Raw genomic sequence first — 23,935 nt, 5'->3', positions numbered from 1 at the left:
CCTTACAAATCGTCGAGGTTTTCTAGGTAATGCTCAGCTTTTTGCACTATCTGCTGCTGCACTTCATCATCCAACGCATCCCAAGAGCGATAAATCATGCCAATACGTGGGTTGTTGCCAATTAACGCCCGGTGTTTATGCATAAATCGCCAGTACAAGCTGTTTAAAGGACATGCCCCCTCCTCCAACTTGTGTTTAACGTTGTAGTGGCACGACTTGCAGTAATCGCTCATACGATTGACATAAGCGCCACTCGCCGCATAAGGCTTAGTGCCAACAATGCCACCATCGGCAAACAATGCCATACCACGAGTATTGGGCATCTCAACCCATTCAATCGCATCGATGTAAATCCCTAAGTACCATGCATCAACTTGCTCGGGGTCGATCTCGGTGATTAGGCAAAAATTACCCGTGATCATAAGCCGTTGAATATGGTGCGCATAAGCGTATTTAAGCGACTGACCTACCGCCTGCTTAATGCAGTTCAACTTGGTTTGACCGTGCCAAAAATAGCTTGGTAAATCGCGCGTTGCCTGTAGCGCATTCTTACTCTGATAATCAGGCATATTGCTCCAATATACGCCGCGAATGTATTCTCTCCACCCGAGGATCTGGCGCACAAAGCCTTCGATTTGGGCGATATCAATATCATCGTTACCTTGATAGGCACTAAGCGCCGCATCAATCACTTCAAGGGGGCTAAGCAGTTTGCAGTTAAGAGAAAATGAGATCCTGCTATGGTACAAACTCCAAGCTGATTGATGCTGGTCTGTCATCGCATCTTGAAAGCTGCCAAATAGAGGCAAGCAGCGCTGACAAAAAAATGCGAGCAGATTAAGACTTTGATTGCGGGTTACCGGCCATAAGAGATCATCACCTAGCTCACCGATAGTCATAACGCCATGGCGCTCGATTCGCGCTTTAATTTCAGTGATATCATTGGCAAACATCAAAGGTGCTGGCAGATCAGCAATGTCTGCCGCTTTAAGCGCTTTGCGATTGCGCGCATCAAAGTTCCATTTACCGCCCTCAGGTTTGCCGTCTTTGATAAGAATGCCGTAACGCCTGCGCATCGAGCGATAAAAATGCTCCATCAAAATGTGCTTATTTTGCGGGAACGACTGTAGTATCTCTTGGTAAGGCAAAAGAAAATGTTCGCTGGCGACGCAATACGAAGTCGCTTCATAACTGTGCGTTTCAAGCTGCTTCAGCAAACGAAACTCATCTGGTCGTTGATACTCAAAATGCTCTGCTTGATATTTTTTAATAATTGAATCAATGATTTGGGTTAGATTCTCGTACTGGCATGTATGATCGAGCGTCAAATACTCCACATGGTGACCAGCCTGACGCAGATGACTTGCAAATTCTTCCATGGCGGCAAAAAATGCCGCGACTTTTTGCCCATGATGCCGCACATAATCCGTTTCTTGCTTTAATTCCGCGATGAGATAAAGCACGCTCGGATCAACGCGCCCAAACCAAGAATGCTGATGGTTAAGCTGATCACCCAAAACAAGCCGAACTGTCTCTATTTTCATCGTCTCTTTCCCTATTGATGTGCGCTGCGTAGCTTGGGTTTGCATGGTTCAGGCTCTTTTGGGCCAGTCGACCATATCGACATTATCCGATGTTGCCACGCTGCTATTGCCATTCCAACGCAGAACAAACTCCCTTTGCGGATCGTACAATGCCGCTTGCTTGCTTTGATCGAAACGACGTGCAGAACGACTTGCCCCTACGCCAGCGATATACTGCCAGTTACCCCAGTTAGAGCCAACATCATAATCAACCAACTGGCTTTCCATGTAAGCAGCACCATAGCGCCAGTCAATACCCAATTCGTAAATCAAGCAACTTGCCACCAGTTGCCGTCCTCGGTTTGACATATAGCCAGTTTGGTTTAATTGCTTCATGCAGGCGTTAACTAGCGGGTATTCGGTATTACCCATTTTCCACTGTTTAAAGCGCTGCGGATAAAACGTGGTTAATGGCGGCTTGTTTTGCACTCCTTTACGCTGAAACAGAGAGACACCAAACTTGCGTGCATACCATTGAAAGTATTCTCGCCACAATAACTCAAAAAAGATCCAATAGGTTGACTCATTACTGCCGTTACGATGTTCATATTGATTGAGCGCATGCATGATTTGACTAGGCGACAAGCTGCCAACCGCAAGCCAAGGAGAAAACTTCGTCGAGTTCTCTTTACCATCTAATTCATTTCGGGTTTGCTTATAACGACTGGCAAACGAAGTGGAGAAATAACACATCATGTGCGCATGGGCAAAATGCTCGCCTCCGACAAAGTCATCACGACTACTAACGCTAACCTCAGGCAAGGTCACAGTCTCTAAGCTATGTTTTGCTGGAGCAGGAAGATTGGTTATTGCGCAATGTGGCAAGGCGATAGATTGACCTTCAACCATTTTACGAAATTGGGTAAACGACGCGGGCAAAGCATCGAGTGTGAATGGCAGCTCAAATTGTTGGAACAGTGTCCGCTGCGATCGCTGGCATATCTTCACTAAAGGAAAATAGCAGCTCAGATGCTGGACGATTAGCCTTTCATCATGGGCGACAAAGTCATCACAGTAGAGCGCGCTAATATTATCGTTGCTCATTAAGTGCGCTAGCGCAGAAAAAGGATGAGCTTGTGAGACAACTAGACGCTGTCCTTTCTCGTTTAGCGCTTGGTCTAAACTGGCGACAGATTGCTGCCAGAAGCGCTCTCTTGCACTGCCATAGTGTGATTCAGAGGTGAAACGCTTTAAGTATTCAGAATAGCTCGGCAAGCAATAAAGGCAGATAAGTTGGTCAACCTCTTGCGCCGCTTGTGCAAGCAAAGGGTTGTCATCTAAACGAAGATCGTTGGTAAACCAGTAAACGCCGATTGTTTTTTTACCCATCTTGAATCCACTCCGTAACTACACCGACTAATATTTACGTAAATGGCTCTTTTTAGTTCAGTTTCTCTTTACCACCGGCTAACGAATAACAGCTCAATTTGTCAGGCAAAATCTACCAACGTAAAAAAGGGAGCATTTGCTCCCTCTTCACTATCAGCGATTATTGCAAGTATGCGTTTAGCATCCACATTAGTTTTTCTTGCTCACGAATGTAATCACCCATCAATGCCGCTGTACCTTCATCTTCAGCTTCGCCTGCTTGCTCTAGAATCTGACGCTGTTTAAGAATAAGCATGCTAAAGCCTTTCACCAGACCTTGGACACAGTCTTGACCTTGAGTTGCATTAACGTGCTCTTTTAGCTCGCTAAGCTCTAGGTAACGCGTAAAACTATGATCCGGTGTATGACCAAGTGTAAGAATACGTTCTGCCAGCTCATCGATTTTGGTTTGTAGATCAGTGTAGATCTCTTCAAATTTCACGTGAAGTTCAAAGAATTGCTGACCTTTGATATTCCAATGGTAGCCACGGCTGTTCATGTATAACACTTGGTAGTGTGCAAGAAGTTGGTTTAGTTGCTCAGCTAGTTGAGCAGATTTTTCGCTATTTAGACCAATTAAAGTAATTTGATTAGACATCTTGATTCTCCTAACTCGATATGAGCAAACAACACTCGGCTGTGTTGTTTCAATGGAGCTAGAATACGCCTTCTCTCGTCGGTGGTAAAAATGCTTACAGCTATACTAACAATCGGTAAAATCGATTATACCTAGCCGCCGATAAGTGCTGGGTTTAAGCAATCAAATTAACTTATTTTTCAGCTATAAAGGCGTGAAACCGCTAAGGTCAAGAGCTACAGGCTCACCCAGCCAATAGACATAATCAGTGTGGTCAAGATAATCGTCCCCAGTTACGGCATGAATTAAAACTGAGTGACCATTGCGATTGGCGTCAAGCCATGCGACTGCGGCTTCAAATTCTTGATGAGTAAAATCAATCTCAAAGCTCCATTTAGTGTGTGGTCCGACTAAACGTTGATTGAATCGACCGACGAACAATCCAAATTCTTGATGAATTTTATCGCGGATTGACGCAGCGAAATCACTGCTTTGCTGATCAAAGTAAAAATGAGCGTGGTAGTCTTGATGAAGATTTTTCGGATAAGTCATAGTATTTTTTAGTTGTTGAGCTTTAGCGCGGCAGTCTATCACTTGAGCGCCTTGGAGACATTCAAGCTTACATTCCTTACGTTTGTCCAAGCTCAATCAGAAGGTAGACAGAGCTTACCGCAGCTAAATCATGCCCCGTTCTACCGCATATTTCGCCAGCTCGGCAGTACTACTTAACTCAAGTTTGTGTTTGATATTTTGTCGATGTGTCTCAACGGTTCGATAGCTAATATCCAGCTGTGACGCGACTTTTTTGCTGCTGTAACCTTGAGCGACTAATTTAAGCACCGCTTCTTCTCTTCGGCTGAGCGGATTTGGCTTATCGGCTGCGGGGAGCGACCCTTGTGAGAACAGAGTTTCTCTGACCGATTCACAGAAGTAAGTAGAACCTTGCTCAACCGTTTTAATCGCTTGAACCATTTTTTCTGCAGAAATTTCTTTCAACATATAGCCCACAGCCCCTGACTGCATTACTTTCATAATGTATTCTCGGCTATCGTGCATCGTCAGCATTAACACCTTAACCTCTGGGCACTCGGCTTTAATGATCCGCGTGGCATCAATACCGTTCATCAGTGGCATACTGATGTCCATCAGCACCACATCAGGCTGCAAGGCTTTGACTACTTCGACGGCTTCAACACCATTACTTGCCGTGCCAATCACTTTAAAATCAGACTCAAGACTTAGCCTAGCAATAAAACCATCAAGGACCACTTGGTGATCATCGACGATTACAACGTTGATCGGTTTATCCATAAACTAACTCATCCAACTCTAGTAATACCGTTATCTCGGTGCCAAACCCTGGCTCGCTTTCGAGATCAAAATCGCCGCCAATAAACTCTACGCGCTCACGCATATTACGCAAACCAATGCCAGTCTTGCGCAGTGTCGAGCCAACATCAAACCCCACCCCGTCATCACGGATAATGAGCTGAAGTCGGCTACCAAGTTGCTGCAAGATGACGTTCACGGCGTTGGCTTGCGAGTGCTTTTCAATATTGGTCAACGACTCTTGTGCCACTCGATAAAGCGTAGTCGCAACTTCCGATTTCAATTTGCTGTTTTGAGTATCAAACACCGCTTCGATACTCAAACCTGAGTGGGCACGAAAATCTTGCAACAGTGTATCCAACGCCGCTTCTAATCCAATATCGTCGAGTGAACTTGGACGCAGTTTATGCGATATATGCCGCACTTCATTAATCGCCATCATCAATGATTGCTGTGAATGTGCCAGATGTTGTTTCTGCGCTTCGTCTTCAAGTTTGTTACTCAAAAGCTCAAGATGGCACTTGCTCGACACCAGCAGTTGGTTAATGCCATCGTGCAGTTCTCTAGCAAGATGCTTCTTTTCATCTTCTTGAAACATAACCGTTTTGTGTGCAAGTTCTTTCAAACTTCGGTCTGCTATACGATGTTCATGCAAATTGACCGCGAGCGTTACCACGACAATAAGCGCAACGGTGACCACGACAATAATGATCATCGAAAAGAAGGTCGTTTCGATATTTTTGTCCACTGCACTTTTGAGGTTGGCGACTTCTTCGCTGACATCTTCAATATAAAGCCCAGTACCCACCATCCATTGCCATTTATCCAGCCAAGCGGCATAGCTAAGTTTGGTAACGGTTTCTCCAGTCGAAGGCTTTTTCCAAAGATATTGATGAAAACCACCGCCACGCTGAGCTTGCTCAAGCAAGGTGACGATCAAGAAATCACCATTGTTATCTTGAATATCGAGCAAGTTCTGCCCTTGAAGTTCCGGCATGATCGGGTGAACCAGATTTGTGCCCTCTTGGTCGTACACAAAAAAGTAGCCATCAGTGCCATAGCGAAGTTTTTCAATAATGGCTTTAACTTGCGCTTTCGCCACACGCTCATCTAAGGACGGATCGTTATAAACATGTCGAATCGAGTCTAGGGCGAGATCGACACTGTCTCGTAGTGCAGTTTCTTTTGATTTGATAAGGCTAGAACGGAAAATCTCCACCTCTTTATCACGAAGTGTCTGCGCTTGATAAACCGAAATCCAACTGGTGCTGATAGTGACCAGCAATAAAGGCAACAAGCTGAGCAAGATTAACTTAGCTTTAAGAGGCATTCCTTTTCCCCATTACAACTAAAACAAAGCGGCTTACTAATGTAAGCCGCTTAAATGTATCATTTACAACCGATTAACAAAAATCACATGATCACATTCCGTAAAATTCCGGGAAGACCAAAATGGTTGCCAGCACCGCTATCTGTATCGCGATAAATGGCATCACACCTCGATAAATATCACGGGTTGTTACGCCAGATGGCGCCACACCTTTGAGATAAAACAAACTAAATCCAAATGGTGGGGTTAAGAACGAGGTCTGCAAGTTCATCGCAACCAGAATCGCAAACCATGTCATATTGATGCCAAGCAGCTCGGCAACTGGCGCCAGAATTGGCACGATGATGAAACAGATCTCAACGAAATCAATAAAGAAGCCAAGAACTAAAATCACTAGCATGGTAATGATCAAGAAGCCCCACTTCTCACCTGGGATCTGTAGCATCCACTGCTCAACAAGGTGATCGCCTCCGGTATAGGTAAACGCCATCGAGAACGCCGTTGCACCAAGCAAGATAGCAAACACCATCGCGGTAACTTTTACCGTTTCTTTTGCTGCATCATAAATCATGCCCCAGCTAAATTGGCGATAAAGCACCGCTAACACGATTGCACCTGCGCCACCCAGTGCCGCTGATTCGGTTGGTGTTGCCACACCCGCGAAGATTGAGCCAAGTACCACGACGATCAACGCCAATGGAGGAATTACCGCTTTAAGCGCTGCAATCACCTCTTGCTGACGGCTAACACTTTCATCGCGCTCGATAGGTGCAGCGGCTTCTGGGTTCATTTTGGCATAAATAAGAATGTAGACGATGTAAGCTCCCACCAACACCAATCCAGGCCAGATTGCTGCTTGGAAAAGATCGCCCACTGGAACACCCAAAACATCACCAAGAAGAATAAGTACAATCGAAGGCGGGATGATTTGCCCCAATGTGCCTGATGCACAGATAGTGCCGCAAGCAAGACCTTTATCGTAATTGTACTTCAGCATCACGGGTAGCGAGATCAAGCCCATAGCCACCACCGAAGCTCCGACAACCCCGGTAGAAGCGGCAAGCAGAGCGCCAACCAGCACGGTAGAGATCGCGATACCACCGCGTACACCACCGAACAACTTACCCATAGATTCAAGCAATTGTTCCGCCAGACGAGTCTTTTGCAGTACTAGCCCCATAAAGACAAATAGCGGCACCGCCATCAAAACGGTGTTTTCCATAATTGATTGAATTCGGTATGGCATAAAGGCGAACATATCGAACCCTTCTGCCCAAACACCAAAGATTAACGCAATACCACCAAAGGTGAATGCGACTGGAAACCCTAGCAACAATGCAAATAGGGCAACAAAAAACATTACAATACCGACCACGTGCTGCCTCCTACTTCTCTGCTGTTGTATGCATTAGGTGTGGATTAAAAATTCGATTAAGTGAGTGCAGGACAAGCCCTACGCCACTGATCGCCATAAATAAGAATGAAAGTGGAATCATGCCTTTGATGATCCAACGATATGGCAGACCACCCGGGTCACCAGACATTTCATTTAATGCGTAGCTTTCTTTGGCGAAATCGATGCCGTACCACGCAACCAACAGGCAGAAAGGAAAGAGGAAAAATAGCGTGCCAAGTAGATCGATAACCGCTTGGGCTTTGTTCGACAGACGCTCATAGAATAAATCGACGCGAACATGACCGCCCGCTTTGATGGCGTAAGGCACACCAATTAGAAATACAGCCGAAAATAGATGCCATTCCATTTCTTGGAAAGCAATAGAAACATCGTTAAACACATAACGCATCACGACATCATAGACAACGTTACACAGTAACAAAATAAACAAGATACTGGATAGCCATCCTAGGATATCCCCGAATCGATTAAACAATCGCTCTATATAAATTAAACTTCTCATCCCTAACTCCATGGAACTTAAAAAGAGCTCCACTCAGCCGGAGCTGGTGGAGCGAATATTCTAATAATAATTAAGGGGTTTTCTTGGACTTCGAGTGACTGTGTCACTTCATTTTTTTACAGCTATTTATTTTTCAGCTTGGCTGTTTAGGTATGCACGGTGAGAAATATCTGACCATGGACGAACCTGTTCGATGTATGCCGCTTGAGATTCTTGAATCTTCTTCGCTAGCTCATCTTTTGCTGCGTGGTCTGCAAGTAGACGCTCATTCGCTTCTTCTAGCGCAGTAATCACTTCCGCTGGGAAATCCTTCACTTCTACGTTTGGATACTCAGATTTGATTGATGCCCAGTTCTTACCACTTTCATGCTTAGACTGAGTGTACATATCGTACGCGGCAGTCTTCATCGCTACTTCTAGAATCGCTTGTAGATCAGCTGGTAGGCTATCCCAAGTACGCTTGTTGACTAGGAATTGCAGCTCTGTGCCTGGCTCATGCCAACCTGTGTAGTAGTAAGGTGCAATCTTGTGGAAACCCATACGCAGATCAAGCGATGGACCAACCCACTCTAGTGCATCGATAGTGCGGCGCTCTAACGAAGTATAAAGTTCGCCCGGAGCAATGTTAGTTGGCTTAGCGCCAAGTTCTGCAAGAATTTCACCGGCAAAGCCAGGGATACGCATTTTCAGACCTTGTAGGTCATCGACAGAGTTGATCTCTTTTTGGAACCAGCCACCCATCTGCGTATCTGTGTTACCACCAGGGAATGACAGTAGGTTATGCGGTGCATACACTTCTTCCATCAACTCCATACCACCACCGTGGTAGAACCATGCGTATTGCTCGGTTGGCAACATACCGAAAGGCATAGATGTGAAGTAAAGTGTATTAGGCACTTTACCCTTCCAGTAGTACGACGCTGAGTGACCAAGGTCATATTGACCTGACTTCACCATATCAAAGACACCCAGTGGTGCTTTGTGCTTGTTTGATGAATCAATGGTGATCACTAGGCGACCATCTGACATTTCCTCTGCCATTTTCGCCATATTTTTAGTTGCATCACCAAAGATTGGGAAGTTTGGTCCCCAAGTTTCAGCTAACTTCAACTTATAAACTTTCTCTGGTTTCACTTCTTGTTGGGCGGTCTCTTGTTTAGACTCTTCTCCACAACCAACTAGCGCAATCGATGCTGCTAGTGTCGCAATACCAACTTTTAGCTTTCCATCTAAAAATGAATTAAATGCTCTCATTATCAGGTCCTTTGTTTCACGAGCGCCTTTACGACACTTCCTATTCAAATTCAGCATGACTTAACAATGAGCAAGATAAAATCGGCGAGAACACTGAAAAATTTAACAGTCGATTTATGCACTACGTAACCATACTACGTATATCTACGTAGCTAATATGACACAACCATATTATCTAACTGAATTATATGGAAATAAAATTAAAAGCAAGCAAAGACAAATCGCAAACGATACGTACGTATATTTCACCGAGGCTTCTGACTATTATTATCAAATATGTGATGTGAACGTTTCTATTTTGTAGATTTGTGCACATACAACGTGAATTGAACGTACAGTAGGACGGGACAATTGAAGCAAAAAAAAGCCCCCACATCTGTGGAGGCTTTTTCCTAACTTGAGCTGAGCTATTAAAGAGCTTTGTAGATAACTTTGTTGCCAGCTAGTTGTTCTTTAACTACTAGATTCTCTTCTAGTAGTTTTTTAAGTGCGCCAGTTGCCCAAGAAGCTGCTTTTGCTTCTTCTTGACCAGCCGCTAGACCGATACCCTTAGGGTTGATGCCATCAGTATTGCTAACAACAATATCTAGCACTTGTTGCTGCTTAGGAGTCAGAGCAACGTCAGCTTGCTTAACAGCAACGACTTTCTCCGCTGCTGGTGCTACAGCGACTTTCTTCTCAACTACAGGCTTAGCTTTTTTAGTTGCTTGAACGTTAGCAACTGCCGCTTTAATGTGCTTTTGCAGTTTCAGCTGCACTTTGCGCTTATGAGCAAGTCTCATCGAGTGTTTCTCCATTTCACTGCATACCGAGCAGTGGTGAAAATTTGAAGCGCGTTTTATACCAAAAATTTGCGGCTAATGACAGGAAATCGACACCTTTCTGCGACAAAAACGTGTGGCGTGTTGGTGTAAGTTTACAAAATAGTCGATATTTAAACTGATCCATTTAGCCTTCGTTGAGTACTGAATGGCATGTCTGTCGGTTGAAAACAAAGGAAATGGATGAAAACTATACATCTATACAATCATCGCTTTAGAAACATTTCCCTCAAGCAGATTTGGGTAGCGACACCCGTTGCTGTTGTGGCGGCATGCATCGTTTGGTTTGCGACAAATTGGCAGCAGTTAATTGTCGGTTTCTTACTGCTTATCGCCGCTTACTACGCACTAAAAAAGCTCATCGAACAATCGACCGTCGCCTATACGCTGACTGCTACCCATTTTCAGCAGCACTTTGCCAAAGGTGGCTGGGTCGTCAGTTGGCACAACGTGCAGAAAATAGGTATCTGCCAGCATCATCACGAGGGTTGGTATCAACCTCTCCCATGGATAGGGATTAAATTAAAAAGCTATGAGCCTTATCTAGACAGCATTTGCCCGCGCATATCCACTGAACTTTTACTCGGACAGCGCGCGTTACTGTACTTAGGGCTCAAGCAGCAAGGTCAGATCGCTTACTTCGAAGATAAAGTACTCGACTCTCGACCTTATCTTTCATCTCAAGGCAATACTTACACGGGTCTTCAAGCGATGTTAGCCAACAGAATGCGCTATCAACGTGACTTTTATGATTATGACGTGTTTATTGCCACCAGCGATTTAGATCGTTCAGGAGAGGAGTTTGTTGGTTTAATGAGACGCTATTTAGCTGCGGCGAGTCACGACGCGAATAAAGACGGTTTCGATAAACAAAAAGGTCGCGAAAGCGACCTTTGGAAAGATATACATTAGAAACCAGCCATTAATATAGCGGCATCTCATCTGCTACGAACGGGTTAGATGCACGCTCACGACCAAATGTTGACTCAGGGCCATGACCCGGAACGAAACGTACTTCATTACCCAATGGCCAAAGTTTGGTCTTAATCGAGGTGATCAGTGTGTTGAAGTCGCCTTTCGGGAAATCTGTACGACCAATGCTGCCGTTAAACAGTACATCGCCGACAAACGCAAGCTGCGCTTCTTGGCTAAATAGTACAACGTGACCTGGCGTGTGACCTGGTGTATGAAGTACCGCCATAGTTTGGTTACCAAAAGTAATCGTGTCACCGTCTTCTAGCCATTGATCCGGTTCGAAAGCTTGCGTGAGTGGGAAACCAAACATCTGGCTCTGACCTTCCAAGCCCTGTAGCCAGAAATTGTCTTCTTTATGAGGACCAACGATACGCTTACCGTCAAGCAATTCAGCTAAAGCTTGCGTACCACCAACATGGTCCAAGTGACCGTGGGTCAGTACCAGGCTTTCAACCTCAACACCCAGCTCTTTAATCAATACCGCGAGCTGTTTCTCATCACCACCAGGATCAATCACTATTCCTTTCATGGTTTCATCACACCACACAATTGAACAGTTTTGAGAGAATGAGGTAACAGGAACAACCTGATATTTCAAAGACATAGAAAAACCTTATATATAGCGAATCTGGCAGAACTATGACATGATAGTTAACTAAGCTCAAGCAGAGTTGGCTATCATGTAAAGCAGGGTTAAGACCAGTAACGCACAGGTCCGGTGTCAATGTGGACAAAGTTACTGCTTGGGTAATACCCCACACCACCTGCTTTGATTTCACGGGCAATATCGCGTACTTTGCGGAGATTAACGCCATCGAGACGAAAATCGATCGCTTGCCCTGTCATGTGGTAGCTTTTTTTCGCTACGCCGCTTGAGTTAGCACGCAACGCTTTATTGGTCGCTGGTGAACGGTAACCTGAGATGATCTGCACCTCAGCTTCAACCCCGAGCTCTGCTTGGATCAAAGAGATTTGATCAAACAACTTCTTATCCATCTTATGGATTTCATTGCGTCTAAAGTCACGACAGATCTTGTCAATTCTCACTAGTTCTTTGGAAACATAGTGTTGACCATCAAAGTAACGTGTCTCTAGGTTCTCACCTGTATGCACATTGTTCAGTGCGAGTGAACGTGAAAGGTCAGGATAGGATGCTAACGCAACGCTTGGGGCACAACTCGCCACCACTATCCCACTACCTGCCAACTTAATAAAATTTCTACGTGTAACTTGCACTGTTGTAAACCTTCATAACTGCTGTGGATCTCGTGCCGAAATGGACACTACCTAACTCTGTTATGAAGTGCAAATGCATAAACTGTGCTTAAAAGGCGCTCAAAACAGCCCATTCAAGATTAATTATTGAACTGAAAAGAGAAATATTTATAAATTGATAAATGCAAATATTTGTAAAATTTGCGTCAATGTGAAGCTTGCCACCTTATTGATTATCTAGGCGGTAAATATCATCCCTATACTGCACAACGCCCCCCTCACTCCAAGCCGTTTGATAGATGATATGCACTGGGATCCGCTGGCGCAAAGGAATCGATTTATTCGAACGCGTTGTGGTTTGCTGAATTTCAGCTAAGTCTATACCTTGATTCTCTAGCAGTCGCGCTGCGAATTGATCGGCATCCTTTACTCTCACGCAACCAGAACTATAGGCTCGCATTGGCTCATTAAACAAATGCTTACTTGGCGTATCATGGAGAAAGATCGCCCGGTCATTGGGCGTGTTGAATTTATACAGCCCTAAAGCATTTTGCTCGCCTGACATCTGCCTCATACGAAATGGAAACGCTTTAGGGTGAGTGCCATACCAATCCACCATTGTTGGGTCGATTATCTGACTCGATGTCCAACTACGTATGATCTTGATGTTATGCTTGGATAAGTAAGCGGGGTTTTCTTTCACTGCCGGAATGATATCTTCAACCATGATTTTCCAAGGCACATTCCAAGTTGGATTTAGCACCACCGATTCTAAGCTAATGGTCATCACCGGTGTCTGGCGGCTTTCTCTACCGACAATGACCTGAGATTCAAACATCGACTCCCCTGCAAACCAGTATTCCAATTGATAGCCCGGCACATTGACTAAAATAATCGTGTTGCGCTCTTCTGGCCAAATACGACTACGCTCAGCATTAATCGCGATGATTTTTAGGCGATCTTTCGTGCTTTTGTTTAACCAACGCAATGTGTTCGGTCCTATAATCCCATCGGGTTTGAGACCGTGCATTCGCTGGAACTGCTTAACCGCAACCTCAAGCTGTTCATCAAAATAACCGAGCTGGCGCTCTACAGCGAACAGGTCAACATCGACCTGCTGTAACCGTTGCAATAAGGCTTCGCGGTTTTCTAACAGATCCCCAACTCGCTTTAAGCGGGTCTCTTGCGTGTAAAGAGGCACAATATCGTAACGCTGACTGGCGATTCTTAAGTACGTCTCTATTAAGCCTTGATAATCATCACTATCTGGCGTGTAAGCATCAATTAGAGCATCCAATTGCTGTGATTGAATCGAAGCCTGCAGCTCTTGCAATGCGGCTGCACTTGGCAACGGCAGCGGTTGGAGAATTTTCTCTTCAAAAAACCATGTCTTGCCATGGTGTTTCGCCAATTCCGCGTAACTCATGTAAGCAATCAACGCATCGGTTGCTAACAAATCGTATTGATACCATTGATTACTCTCGCGATAAAACCGCAATTGATGGAGAAGTTGGGAAATAAGCGGACTGACGCCAGATTGCTCAATAAGTTCCAGTTGAAATTCCAACTGGCTGCTTTGCTGCAGATCAAACCACACCAGTTGCTGACCATTATTGCGATAAACGTGCTCCACCTGCTGGGGATAGAGGAAACTCAAAGGTTCACTAGGGCTTGTCCAGCCAATTTGTTCAAAATAGCTCTGTGACCATACAGCCGTAGGAGTAAGAGATAAAACGAATACGATCAGGGTTACTCGTAACATTATTCCATGCGCTTTTTCCGTATCATAAAAATAAGTATGGCAGAGATTCTCTGTTTGACTGTGAATTGTTTAAATCACGTTTTGTGTCGGTATAGCTTGGCGCGATAGGCTTAGTGCAAGAAAATCAAACGTCATCACTGCATGGTCAACTCGACGACGTTTGAATGTAGCTTGATATTTCAAACTACTTTATTTATCAGCTCGTTATCTATCCAAAAGTTTAGCCAATATAAGTAGGTTATCCGATTGCGTTCCAATGATTGTCCCATTGAACACCAGAAAGAGACGCCGTTTTGTCTTTTGGCTGAGATTGGGTGATCACTTGCCCTGAACCAGAGCTGACTGAAAACAGATCGTCTTTCGCCACCACACCAGAAGCATCCGGCAGAGCGGAGAGTTCAACCAACTTGCCTGTTGCTTTCGACCAAATTCCATAGCAGTTTCCCCTTGGTGAAGTAGCTAAAATCCACTCACTGGTTGCTGCTATGCTGGCGATATAGTGGTTAAACCGCGCCCATTGCTCTGGCTCCGCTTGAAGAGGGGTAAGCTTTTCTCCCGGCTTATGCATCGCAAGCAAAGAGGGATATTCATCAGGATCGCCGCGATACTGCTGACCACATAACACGGTTTCATCACCGTCATGAGCGAGATGGCGAATACTTAAGTGATGATCATCTAGCGTTAGCTGCTCCAACAGATCGCCCTGCGGGGACAAATAACTCAAACTGGGTTGCATCGATGCAAGGTTCAATGGCGTACGTCCATCAGTATGTACCCCGCCAACACCGATAACCAAGCGATCATCTGGCATAATGATCACTTCATGGGGTCCTAAACCAAAGCCACTGAACTCTGTCAGCTTCTTATACCCATCGGTCACATCATAAACGCCAATAATGCCACGACTGGTTGCGCGCTCTCCTTCGGTGGCAAACAGTAATTTACCGTCATTAGAGTAGACACCATGACCATAATAGTGGCGAGAAGACGCCGCTTTAATTAAGTGCAACATCTGACCCGAATTGTAATCAAACACCATTAAATAACTGCCAGGGCGGCGAGCAAACGCGACAGCGTGACCAAGCGTTGCGTTTACTGCGACGCCATGACCGCGCTCAGGCAGTGGTAATTGATGAATCGGAACACCTGCTTCATTCGCCACAACCACACTATAGCGCTCGCGTCCATTTAAAGCACAGCCCACCAAGCGAGGCTGTGTAGGCGCAACACCCGCACAGCCAAATGGTAATATCGGCGCGGTCGCGCCAAATAACGCTGCCTTAAGCAGCGTTCTACGGGTTTGATCAGTCACCATCGGTTGCGTTGAATCCTATTACGACACCTAACTCAATCGCCACTTCTTCATGAATAAGATAGTTAAGACGTTCCAACTTGTTATATTGGCTCATTACCTCGCGATAGCCTTGCTTCGTTTGCAATAAGTCAAACAAACTGTGCTCCGTTGGCCAGGTTTGCAATGTCAGTTCAAACTGAGCTTGAATGCGGTCTGCCAAAGAGGCTTTATCCAATGCTCTCAGGTGCGCATCTAAGCCATCGCCCTGAGCAAGATAGAGTTGCTGCATTGCCGCCACGTTGGCTTTTAGATTTAGCATTGAAGTACCGGAGCGCCATGATTCGGCAAAATACGCTCGTGGTTTACCCACTTTTGCTAGCGGTCGACTGAGTTTTTTCATGCTGTAATCCAGTTGATTAGACAACAGTGCGATATACTCTGAATCCCACTCTTTTGTTTTAAGCGCAGACCAAGGGTTGCTTTGCCATGCGGATGCAATTTTGTGCGCGTTATTAGCAAGATTTGCACTGATCGCAACACCAAGCTGACAAGCATTGGCATCGGTTGTAAGCGCAGATGCGCTATCATAGAGCAGCCATTCAAGAGAGCCTAACCCTTGCACAGTCACACTCTGCGCAGCAATTTCTTCAACCTGCCAATCGGCTTTGTCTTTAGCGACTAGACCCGACATTTTACGTCCTGTGGTGTTCTTTTTATCTGGCCAGAACTGAACATTCCAACTCTGCTCAAGCGCCGCTTGTGGTCCGCGCTCTTGACCTTGTAACGCCATCCAAGACAGCATGGTTTGATGCCATTGCTGCTTCACTTGCTCGGCACTATCTCCTGTGCTGCAGTACGCAGCAAACTGCTGATTAAGTACGGAAGCTTGCTGACTAAAACGCTGCGCCGCAGCTAACTCAACTAAGTAAATGCCTTGGCTGACATGGTTGGTTTGCTCAGGCTTAGCTAGAGTTTGCCCATCAGATTGGCACCCAGCGAGGAATAAAACGCCCAAACTGCTTAAGCAACCGACAATAATTTTACCTTTCATATGACCTCTACAAAGAGTTGAGGAACGCCAACAACGCGTCACGCTCATTGCGGTTTAACTTAAGAACTTTCTGTTTCGCATTTTCAGCTTCGCCACCATGCCAAAGCACGGCTTCCATAATTGAGCGAGCACGTCCGTCATGTAAGAAGTAAGTGTGACCATTGACCTCTTGCGTATAACCAAGTCCCCACAAAGGTGGTGTGCGCCACTCGGTGCCACTGGCTAAGTATTCTGGACGATGATCAGCAAGACCTTCTCCCATATCATGCAACAGCATATCTGTGTATGGGTGGATCAACTGCTCAGACAGTGCTGGCAGTTCTTTACTGCTCGCAGTTTTAACATCAACTTTATGGCAACTTTGGCAGCCAATTTGTTTAAACAGTGCTTGTCCTTGCTTAACTTGTGGATCATCAACATTGCGGCGGATCGGCACGGCTAAATGCTGCGTGTAAAACTCGACGAAATCGAGAATGTTATCGCTCACCTCTGGCTTACCACCGTTCGGCAGATCGCTACAAATCGACTGATTAGACGTACAGTTTTCATTAGGGAAAAGATTACTGGTTAAGCCAACATCGCCATTAAATGCAGCCGCATTTTGCTGCATCAGCGTTGGTTGCCCCGCTTTCCAGCCAAATCGCCCGATGGCGAAATCTTGCTTCTGTACATCCCAAACTCGGTTCACTTTGCCCGAGACACCGTCGTTGGCTGCCGCTTGCTCATCAACCCAAGCAAGTAGTGTTTCATCAGGTATCAGCTCTAATAGACCCAAACCTATCATTGGCGGTGCAACGCGTGCCGACATCATGGTATCTGGGTGCATCTCGCCGTAACCCAGTTCACTGATCGTTAGCTTTGGTTTACGCAAGGAAACTTGCGTGCCATCAGCAAACGTGACGGGAATTTCTTGATAACTAATATTAATTTTGCCTTCCGGCGTCTGATCTTGCAGAGCGAAGTCCTGTAGCTGTCCACCATATGTTGGCTCCGGGATCACGCCATCTTTGAACAGTGCTTTTTTCTGTTCTGGCGTCATTGCCGGAATACTCAAACGCACCAGCATGGATACCGCATGGAGATCGTTAGCTTCTGGTGGATGACCGCGTCCATCTTTGATGTGGCAGTTTTGGCAGCCATTGGTATTAAACAGCGGACCTAGGCCATCGCGCGCGTCAGTGGACGCTGGCGCTTGAACCCAAGGGTTACGGAAGAAACTGTTACCGACGCTAAAATCGAGTCGCTTGCTCATTGGTAAATTCGCCGCAGGCAAAGAAAAGGCATTGGCGCCCTCTTTTTTTACGGCGGTATTACCGCCAGTTTTGACTTCGTTTGCCATGGCAGACAGTGGGGTTGAAAAAAGTAGTATTGCTGCTAGAGAAGAATTTATATACCGCATCATTCCAGTGCTCTCTTAGTGTTGATGCTCAGCTAATATTGTTGTGATAAAGGGAAGCTGAACAAACTCAATATTCGGACAAAAAAGGGCTCAAAAGAGCCCTTGATGCAAATTGCCTTGCGACGCTTAAAACTCGTGGTCAGCCGTATCAGGATTTAGGCTATCAACACCGATCAGATTTGCCGCACGCTCAATCGAAGCCGTTTGTGCTACCAATGACATGATGGTTTGGTTAACAAGCGCGTTACCTTGTGTGTTACCCGCCGCAATCAGTTGATCAAAATGCTGATTGTCCTGCTCTGCTGCAGTAACCAGTTGACCGACTTGTGCACGAGTCGTATCAAACTGTTTTTGGATCTCATCAGCGGCTTTTTGATCTTTGTTTGCAACCAAAGCGTAAATGCCAGGACCTTCTAGTTTGCTTCCGTCTACTTTCTGGTATGTACCGGTGTAAACGTTATAGATGCCTTGCTCATTGTAGTAGTGAGAGTTGTGCGTGTTATCTGAGAAACAGTCGTGCTCGTCTTCTGTCGAGTTTGCTTCTAGTGCAACTTTCATACGCTCACCCGCCAATTCACCAAGTGAAAGCGAGCCCATACCAAACAACATTTTACGTAGACCGTTATCTGCTGAATCTTTTAGCAGCTCTTCACGGTAATTGCCTTTTTCAGATGCAGACCACTGCTTCTCCATCCACTCTAGGTCTTGTACCAGTAGATCCGCTGCCGCCTGTAGGTATTCACCACGGCGCTCACAATTGCCATTAGTACACTCTTTGCCTACCACAAAATCTGTGTAAGCACGCTCACCAGCACCAGCATTTGTACCGTTTAGATCTTGACCCCATAGTAGAAACTCAATCGCGTGGTAACCAGAAGCAACGTTGGCTTCAGAACCACCTACTTCATTGAGCTCTGCGATCAATTCTGGCGTGATCTTGGCAACATCAAGCTGAGTTGCACCAATAGTGAGGGATTTATTGGCGATAATATTTGCCGTCGCGCCTTCATTACCCAGCTCGTATTGGTAGTCAGTAGAAACGTAATCGATCAGACCTTCATCAAGAGGCCATGCGTTTAGCTGCCCTTCCCAATCATCAACAATGGCATTACCAAAGCGGAAAACTTCCGATTGCTGATAAGGAACACGTGATTCAAGCCAAGCTTGCTTCACTTGTTCAAACTTTGCTGCTGATGGTGCAGCAAGAAATGCTTCGATTGATTGGTCTAAAGATTTAGCAGTAGAAAGGGAGTCTGCGAAAACTGCGTGAGCTAAATCTGCATAATGTTCAACAACCTGTTGTTTGGTTACATCTGCTGCAAAAGCTGAGGTACCTGCAACGAGAAAAGCGGCCGCAACTGTACGTGCCAAAACTGTTTTTGCCTTCATGATTAAAATCCTTGTTGAGCTTGAAGTTGCTTACGAAAGGTATTGCTAATTGTTATCATTACCATTGCGTGTTGCGAATAATACAAATTTACAATTTTTTTGCAAGGCAAAAACAAAAAAACCTCATAAATATGAGGTTTTTGTCAAATCAGGTTAATCAATCAAACGTTAAAGCTTGAGAAGGTGCTTACCGTGGGAAACTTTGGCTTTCAGATAGCTTTCGTTACCATCTTTGATATGAGCAAGGGTATTTACGACTTCGACGATTTCGATGCCATGCTCTTGAAGCTCGCGCACTTTCTTAGGGTTATTAGTTACCAAGCGAATCTTATCAACACCCAGTGCCAATAACATTTGTGCCGCTTCAGTGAAATCACGCAAATCATCGCCAAAACCAAGGTGGTTATTGGCTTCGTAAGTATTCATACCTTGGCTTTGCAGACGGTAGGCATCAATCTTGTTGTAAAGACCAATGCCACGACCTTCTTGGCGCAAGTAAAGGATAATGCCGCCAGCTTCACCCATGCGGTCGATGGTTTCATCCAACTGCTCACCACAGTCACAACGTGAAGAGTGAAACACATCACCCGTCAAGCACTCTGAATGCATTCTAACTAGCGGCACCTGCGAGGTTTGGTCCGCTTGTTTGAAAATCACAGCAACATGTTCCTTGTCAGTCATCAATCCTGAAAAGGAGAGAATCTCTGCGTTAATTTTGCTTCCTACACCGACCTTAAAGTCAACTCTGGCACGTACTTCCGCCATATCAATACTCACTTGAAGTCTTTTCTTATCAATTTCTGTTATAGCATTCATCGTAAACGCCTCTATGGGTAACTATGAGGACTCTTACTCAAGAATTCAATGTTTAGATCACAATTGTTATAATATAACAAAACATTCTATTTAAAAAGCCGTAATAGTTTATGCAGCTTAAACGGAAAAACCCCAGTAACCTTGTGATTACTGGGGTTTCTAAAACTGAGCACTAACGATTAGGAACTAGAACGACGCCTGATTACGCTGCCATACAGAGAGTTCAACCCATACATGTTCGAGCTCTTTAAGCTCTTCTTCAGTCAGCAAGTTAAGAGTCGGTTGGCTTTGTGGCAAGGTGTGTGCTTGCAACGAACTGATATTTTTATAAAAGTCCTTTTTAAGTTGTAATAACAATGATTCCACGGCGCTTCCCTACTCTAATTCGTCAACTAGCCCAAAAGTTTATTCTTTGTCCTAACATTCGGATAAGCTTAATGATAACAAAATCGCCGATCTGCGCACCATTTAATCACATTAATGGGAGCAATATCACTTTTATACGTATTGATTTATGTTGTTAGATAAGATCCATTTTTGGATCTTCCGACAAATAAAAAGAGAGAATTGATCAAAAACCAATTCTCTCTCAGTACTTTTGTTTAGATCATCGATTAATGATCATTTATCAGTCACGCTTACCAAGCTTCACTTGGCCATTATCGGCAAACCACAGCGCTTCTGAACGGCGTCGAGCGATTAGGATTGGACCATCATCGTAAAACAAAAAGTTTTTCCAATACTTTTTGAATATTGACCACTTGGTTTCAATAATATTGTATTTTTCGTAGCAAAAATAAACGGTTACGTCATCTTGCCAATCGATAAACTGTAAGATCTCTTCCGGCAATTGCTCATCGTCCGACTCCCATGCGGACATCCAGTTCACTGTCTCTGCCGCCCAGTTGCCAGATTTCATTGGCCAATCACTTGAACTTAAACGCTCAGCATCAGGACTTTGTGCACTGATGTTATCTTTCCAAAGCTGTGCCGAACGAGCTTGATCCATTGGCTTGATCGCCTCTAGATCTTCTGCTGGTACAGGCATTGATTGATGCGTAAAAATCCATTTTCTTTGGTACTGATCCAAAGGTAAATAAGACATCTTGTTCCTCAACTAAGACTTCAACCAGCCTTTCTCGCTGGCTTCTTCAATAATTTGTTTCGCTCGTTGCCACAAAGCTGTAGAGCCCTGCTCTATTTTTTGGTTAACGTTAAACGCTTGCTCGCTCGTCACGTCATTTTCGATCCAGCTCTGACCATCATTGTGGTAGTTAAGCAACATGGGGATTAAACGATCCAGAGCTTTGGCATATTTCGCTTCCGCACTTTCTGCACTCTCAAACTCAAGCCAAATCGATTTTAGTTCTATCGCTTGATCTTGTGGCAGCATGCCAAACAGGCGCTCAGCAGCTTCAAGTTCTTTCTCGCTCTGCTGCAACGAAGCGGCAGTATCGTAAACGAACGTGTCCCCGGCATCAATCTCTACGATATCATGCAGTAATAACATCTTGAGGACTTTACTCAAATCAACCGGCTCATTGGCGTGCTCTTGCAACAAGATGGCCATGAGCGCTACGTGCCAACTATGCTCGGCACTGTTTTCCATGCGCCCCTGCGCGGATTTGACTCGGGTGCGGCGCAGCACCGACTTAAGCTTATCAAGCTCTATCAATAACGCGAGTTGCTGTTCTAAACGAGTTGTCATAGCGTGCTAGGCTCCCAGTTTTGGTTGGTCAACGCGGTTAATACATGATCGCGCCATTGACCATCGATCAATAAGTAAGCTTCAGCAAAGCCTTCTCTTACAAATCCCACTCGCTTCAGAACTGCCTCGCTTGCCGCATTGTGTGGCATATAGCTTGCCATGATTCGGTGCATGTTCTGATGTTTGAACATGTACCCCACGGCAAGTTTCAAAGCGCGCGTCATGGTCCCTTTCCCCTGTTCACCCTGTGCCAGCGAATAGCCAACATTGCAGGCGTGGAAAGGAAAACGAGTGAGATTACTGAATGAGATCGTACCCAGCATCGCTCCGGTTGGTTTGTCGATAATAAGCAAGTAGTAGCCAAGCCCTAATTTGTGCAGTTCATTGAGCTTAATTAAACGCTGAGTCCAACCGGAAAGCGTGAAAAACTCCTCTTCCCGTTTTGGTTCCCAAGGCTTCAAATAATCCCGATTGGTGACAAAGTACTCCCGAATCATATAGGCATCGGTAGGCTCTGCGGTGCGCAGAACAATGTCACCATCGACTTCAAAAACTTGCTGTGGCGTACTCACCTGACTCATCAAATCTTACGGATCCCATATTCGCGCAGTTTGTTTGCCACAGAGGTATGTGACACATCCAAACGCTTCGCCAGCTTACGGCTTGACGGGAACGACTGGTAAAGTCGCTCTAACACTTTCGACTCGTACTCTTTCATAATTTCATCTAACGAGCCGTCTAAGCTCAGCGTCGCACCTGCAGCGACGGCTGCTTCTAGTTGCGGCAGGTGGAATAGATCCACCGTGAGTGTGTCGGTTTCAAGCTCGGTTAATGCGCGCAATACCATGTTTTCCAATTGACGCATGTTACCTGGCCAATTGTATGAATTGAGTTGGTCGAGTAAATCTTCTGCCATATTCGGACGAGTAATTCCGAGTTGAGTCACGTACTTAGCAATAAACATTTCCAGTAGTGGTTCAATATCGGTCGTGCGCTCACGCAATGGTGGGATCTGGATCGTCAGAACATTGAGGCGATAGAAAAGATCTTCTCTAAAAGAGCCAGATTCGGCTAAGTCTGCCAACTTATGGCGTGTTGAGGCGATAACTCGCACATCTACTTGCACTTCATGCTCTTCACCAACGCGACGGAAGCGTCCGTCTTGCAGTAAGCGCAGCAGTTTGATTTGTAGATGCGGGCTCATCTCACCGATCTCATCGAGGAAAACCGTACCGCCGTTCGCTTGCTCAAAGATCCCTTTATGCGCTTCTTGATGATTAAACATGCCCGGACCATGACCAAACAGTTCAGTTTCGGCAACATCATCCGGCATTGAAGCACAGCTTAAGACCAAAAATGGCTGCTCTGCGCGATCAGAACGATTGTGACACGCGCGTGCCAACATCTCTTTACCTGTGCCGGTTTCACCTTGGATAAGTAGTGGCTGGTCCATATTCGCCAGTTTTTTCGCTTGGCTGATCAGCGCTTTATGGCGATTTGAAATACCAACAAAATGCTCAAAACCTAAATTGCTTTGCAGTGGCAGCATCTGTTTGAGCAGCGATTTATCTTGAGTCGCGCGAATGATCATTACCGTACTGGCTAAAATCGATTCTTGGGTTTCCGTTTCAATGTAGACCGGCATGATTTCCATCACGTAGTCTAAGCCATTGATCACGATATTTTCGCGCTGGCGAGTGATCTTGCCTTCTGCCCACTTAGAGAAGTTAAAGCTTGGTAGCAGATGGCTAATTTGGTGAGAAATCACCTCATGCTCTTCAAGATTAAATAGGCTTAGCGCTGCTTGGTTTGCCATATCGACATTACCACGCAGGTCTATTGCCACTACCGGCTCAGGTAGGTTGTTAAGCAGAGAGATTAGCTCAGTGTTGTGCCTTTCCATTGGCATGAACTGGATTTTTCGTACATCCTTAACGCCAGAAATTCGACGAATTTCCGCCATCAGTTCACTGAAAGTATCAAAATCAATATCTGGGCAGTTTAGATAAATGATGCCCGAGATATCAATTTCGATACCGCGTAAATCGAGATTTCTCGAAGCTAGAATATTAAGCAGCTCGCGAGTCAGACCGAGTCTGTCTTCACATAAAACTTCTAGACGCACAGAATAGTCCTAATAGGTGT

24 protein-coding genes are annotated in these 23,935 nt (G+C 45.3%); 1 reads left to right on the top strand and 23 read right to left on the bottom strand.

The annotated features are described in order from the left end of the window. Positions 1–2 precede the first annotated feature (2 nt). The 10 genes from DPF93_RS15890 to DPF93_RS15845 all read right to left on the bottom strand — a co-directional run bounded on the left by DPF93_RS15890 (position 3) and on the right by DPF93_RS15845 (position 10,142). The gene (locus DPF93_RS15890; protein WP_114767148.1) at positions 3–1,544 is read right to left on the bottom strand and encodes a cryptochrome/photolyase family protein; all 1,542 of its coding nucleotides are present in this window, start codon (positions 1,542–1,544) and stop codon (positions 3–5) included. A gap of 48 nt (positions 1,545–1,592) precedes the next feature. Continuing rightward, positions 1,593–2,912, bottom strand: a complete 1,320-nt coding sequence (locus tag DPF93_RS15885) for a DASH family cryptochrome (RefSeq protein ID WP_114767101.1) — start codon at positions 2,910–2,912, stop codon at positions 1,593–1,595. 160 nt (positions 2,913–3,072) lie between these two features. Then, positions 3,073–3,549, bottom strand: coding sequence for a Dps family protein (locus tag DPF93_RS15880; protein ID WP_114767100.1), 477 nt, complete (start codon positions 3,547–3,549; stop codon positions 3,073–3,075). 183 nt (positions 3,550–3,732) lie between these two features. Continuing rightward, positions 3,733–4,080 carry a DOPA 4,5-dioxygenase family protein gene (locus tag DPF93_RS15875; RefSeq protein WP_114767147.1) on the bottom strand — a complete coding sequence of 116 codons (348 nt, stop codon included), beginning with the start codon at positions 4,078–4,080 and terminating at the stop codon, positions 3,733–3,735. Between the two features lie 123 nt (positions 4,081–4,203). Further along, a complete protein-coding gene (locus tag DPF93_RS15870; RefSeq protein WP_114767099.1) occupies positions 4,204–4,839 on the bottom strand; it encodes a response regulator in 636 nt (211 codons plus the stop codon). Continuing rightward, a complete protein-coding gene (locus tag DPF93_RS15865; RefSeq protein ID WP_114767098.1) occupies positions 4,832–6,187 on the bottom strand; it encodes a cache domain-containing protein in 1,356 nt (451 codons plus the stop codon). The genes DPF93_RS15870 and DPF93_RS15865 overlap by 8 nt, the downstream gene beginning before the upstream one ends. Positions 6,188–6,278: 91 nt before the next feature. Further along, entirely contained in the window at positions 6,279–7,562 is a 1,284-nt protein-coding gene (locus DPF93_RS15860; protein WP_114767097.1) for a TRAP transporter large permease, read from the bottom strand. A gap of 10 nt (positions 7,563–7,572) precedes the next feature. After that, positions 7,573–8,106, bottom strand: coding sequence for a TRAP transporter small permease subunit (locus DPF93_RS15855; RefSeq protein WP_114767096.1), 534 nt, complete (start codon positions 8,104–8,106; stop codon positions 7,573–7,575). A gap of 126 nt (positions 8,107–8,232) precedes the next feature. Further along, a complete protein-coding gene (locus DPF93_RS15850) occupies positions 8,233–9,360 on the bottom strand; it encodes a TRAP transporter substrate-binding protein (RefSeq protein WP_114767095.1) in 1,128 nt (375 codons plus the stop codon). Positions 9,361–9,770: 410 nt separating this feature from the next. Then, positions 9,771–10,142, bottom strand: coding sequence for a MarR family transcriptional regulator (locus tag DPF93_RS15845; protein WP_114767094.1), 372 nt, complete (start codon positions 10,140–10,142; stop codon positions 9,771–9,773). Between the two features lie 222 nt (positions 10,143–10,364). Here DPF93_RS15845 and DPF93_RS15840 point away from each other — a divergent pair, with 222 nt between their 5' ends. Further along, entirely contained in the window at positions 10,365–11,093 is a 729-nt protein-coding gene (locus tag DPF93_RS15840; RefSeq protein ID WP_114767093.1) for a DUF2982 domain-containing protein, read from the top strand. A 10-nt stretch (positions 11,094–11,103) separates the two neighbouring features. Here DPF93_RS15840 and DPF93_RS15835 read toward each other — a convergent pair whose 3' ends face one another. From DPF93_RS15835 to tyrR, 13 genes are all read right to left on the bottom strand, one after another. Then, on the bottom strand, positions 11,104–11,760 hold the full coding sequence (locus tag DPF93_RS15835; protein ID WP_114767092.1) for an MBL fold metallo-hydrolase: 657 nt from the start codon (positions 11,758–11,760) through the stop codon (positions 11,104–11,106). Between the two features lie 89 nt (positions 11,761–11,849). Then, on the bottom strand, positions 11,850–12,392 hold the full coding sequence (gene mepK / locus DPF93_RS15830; protein ID WP_114767091.1) for a peptidoglycan L,D-endopeptidase MepK: 543 nt from the start codon (positions 12,390–12,392) through the stop codon (positions 11,850–11,852). Positions 12,393–12,597: 205 nt separating this feature from the next. After that, entirely contained in the window at positions 12,598–14,133 is a 1,536-nt protein-coding gene (locus DPF93_RS15825) for a L,D-transpeptidase family protein (protein WP_114767090.1), read from the bottom strand. A 238-nt stretch (positions 14,134–14,371) separates the two neighbouring features. Continuing rightward, positions 14,372–15,448, bottom strand: coding sequence for a DUF1513 domain-containing protein (locus DPF93_RS15820; RefSeq protein WP_114767089.1), 1,077 nt, complete (start codon positions 15,446–15,448; stop codon positions 14,372–14,374). After that, positions 15,438–16,478: an imelysin family protein gene (locus tag DPF93_RS15815; RefSeq protein ID WP_114767088.1), complete on the bottom strand. Its 1,041-nt coding sequence runs from the start codon at positions 16,476–16,478 to the stop codon at positions 15,438–15,440. The genes DPF93_RS15820 and DPF93_RS15815 overlap by 11 nt, the downstream gene beginning before the upstream one ends. Before the next feature lie 7 nt (positions 16,479–16,485). Next, the gene (locus DPF93_RS15810; protein WP_114767087.1) at positions 16,486–17,880 is read right to left on the bottom strand and encodes a di-heme oxidoreductase family protein; all 1,395 of its coding nucleotides are present in this window, start codon (positions 17,878–17,880) and stop codon (positions 16,486–16,488) included. 123 nt (positions 17,881–18,003) lie between these two features. Next, positions 18,004–19,266, bottom strand: a complete 1,263-nt coding sequence (locus tag DPF93_RS15805; RefSeq protein ID WP_114767086.1) for an imelysin family protein — start codon at positions 19,264–19,266, stop codon at positions 18,004–18,006. 168 nt (positions 19,267–19,434) lie between these two features. Then, entirely contained in the window at positions 19,435–20,082 is a 648-nt protein-coding gene (locus DPF93_RS15800; protein ID WP_208638799.1) for a GTP cyclohydrolase II, read from the bottom strand. A 186-nt stretch (positions 20,083–20,268) separates the two neighbouring features. Then, complete coding sequence (locus DPF93_RS15795) at positions 20,269–20,448, bottom strand: hypothetical protein (protein WP_114767085.1); 180 nt, start codon at positions 20,446–20,448, stop codon at positions 20,269–20,271. A 262-nt stretch (positions 20,449–20,710) separates the two neighbouring features. Continuing rightward, positions 20,711–21,187, bottom strand: a complete 477-nt coding sequence (locus DPF93_RS15790) for a DUF2947 domain-containing protein (protein WP_114767084.1) — start codon at positions 21,185–21,187, stop codon at positions 20,711–20,713. Positions 21,188–21,199: 12 nt separating this feature from the next. Further along, positions 21,200–21,790, bottom strand: a complete 591-nt coding sequence (locus tag DPF93_RS15785) for an HD domain-containing protein (protein ID WP_114767083.1) — start codon at positions 21,788–21,790, stop codon at positions 21,200–21,202. After that, positions 21,787–22,371: a ribosomal protein S5-alanine N-acetyltransferase gene (gene rimJ / locus DPF93_RS15780; RefSeq protein ID WP_114767082.1), complete on the bottom strand. Its 585-nt coding sequence runs from the start codon at positions 22,369–22,371 to the stop codon at positions 21,787–21,789. Before rimJ ends, DPF93_RS15785 begins: the two co-directional genes overlap by 4 nt. Continuing rightward, positions 22,371–23,915, bottom strand: coding sequence for a transcriptional regulator TyrR (gene tyrR / locus DPF93_RS15775; protein ID WP_114767081.1), 1,545 nt, complete (start codon positions 23,913–23,915; stop codon positions 22,371–22,373). Before tyrR ends, rimJ begins: the two co-directional genes overlap by 1 nt. Positions 23,916–23,935 lie beyond the last annotated feature (20 nt).

It is taken from the genome of Vibrio rhodolitus (genome assembly GCF_003350325.1).
Lineage (GTDB): Bacteria > Pseudomonadota > Gammaproteobacteria > Enterobacterales > Vibrionaceae > Vibrio > Vibrio rhodolitus.
Note: the sequence above shows the minus strand (reverse complement) of the source record. Positions and strands in the feature narration are given on the sequence as shown.

Bases quoted from the DNA above. Each gene is read 5' to 3' on its own strand.
- DPF93_RS15890 (WP_114767148.1), bottom strand. From the start codon at position 1,544: ATGAAAATAGAGACAGTTCGGCTTGTTTTGGGTGATCAGCTTAACCAT.
- DPF93_RS15885 (WP_114767101.1), bottom strand. From the start codon at position 2,912: ATGGGTAAAAAAACAATCGGCGTTTACTGGTTTACCAACGATCTTCGT.
- DPF93_RS15880 (WP_114767100.1), bottom strand. From the start codon at position 3,549: ATGTCTAATCAAATTACTTTAATTGGTCTAAATAGCGAAAAATCTGCT.
- DPF93_RS15875 (WP_114767147.1), bottom strand. From the start codon at position 4,080: ATGACTTATCCGAAAAATCTTCATCAAGACTACCACGCTCATTTTTAC.
- DPF93_RS15870 (WP_114767099.1), bottom strand. From the start codon at position 4,839: ATGGATAAACCGATCAACGTTGTAATCGTCGATGATCACCAAGTGGTC.
- DPF93_RS15865 (WP_114767098.1), bottom strand. From the start codon at position 6,187: ATGCCTCTTAAAGCTAAGTTAATCTTGCTCAGCTTGTTGCCTTTATTG.
- DPF93_RS15855 (WP_114767096.1), bottom strand. From the start codon at position 8,106: ATGAGAAGTTTAATTTATATAGAGCGATTGTTTAATCGATTCGGGGAT.
- DPF93_RS15850 (WP_114767095.1), bottom strand. From the start codon at position 9,360: ATGAGAGCATTTAATTCATTTTTAGATGGAAAGCTAAAAGTTGGTATT.
- DPF93_RS15845 (WP_114767094.1), bottom strand. From the start codon at position 10,142: ATGAGACTTGCTCATAAGCGCAAAGTGCAGCTGAAACTGCAAAAGCAC.
- DPF93_RS15840 (WP_114767093.1), top strand. From the start codon at position 10,365: ATGAAAACTATACATCTATACAATCATCGCTTTAGAAACATTTCCCTC.
- DPF93_RS15835 (WP_114767092.1), bottom strand. From the start codon at position 11,760: ATGTCTTTGAAATATCAGGTTGTTCCTGTTACCTCATTCTCTCAAAAC.
- DPF93_RS15825 (WP_114767090.1), bottom strand. From the start codon at position 14,133: ATGTTACGAGTAACCCTGATCGTATTCGTTTTATCTCTTACTCCTACG.
- DPF93_RS15820 (WP_114767089.1), bottom strand. From the start codon at position 15,448: ATGGTGACTGATCAAACCCGTAGAACGCTGCTTAAGGCAGCGTTATTT.
- DPF93_RS15815 (WP_114767088.1), bottom strand. From the start codon at position 16,478: ATGAAAGGTAAAATTATTGTCGGTTGCTTAAGCAGTTTGGGCGTTTTA.
- DPF93_RS15810 (WP_114767087.1), bottom strand. From the start codon at position 17,880: ATGATGCGGTATATAAATTCTTCTCTAGCAGCAATACTACTTTTTTCA.
- DPF93_RS15805 (WP_114767086.1), bottom strand. From the start codon at position 19,266: ATGAAGGCAAAAACAGTTTTGGCACGTACAGTTGCGGCCGCTTTTCTC.
- DPF93_RS15800 (WP_208638799.1), bottom strand. From the start codon at position 20,082: ATGAATGCTATAACAGAAATTGATAAGAAAAGACTTCAAGTGAGTATT.
- DPF93_RS15790 (WP_114767084.1), bottom strand. From the start codon at position 21,187: ATGTCTTATTTACCTTTGGATCAGTACCAAAGAAAATGGATTTTTACG.
- DPF93_RS15785 (WP_114767083.1), bottom strand. From the start codon at position 21,790: ATGACAACTCGTTTAGAACAGCAACTCGCGTTATTGATAGAGCTTGAT.
- rimJ (WP_114767082.1), bottom strand. From the start codon at position 22,371: ATGAGTCAGGTGAGTACGCCACAGCAAGTTTTTGAAGTCGATGGTGAC.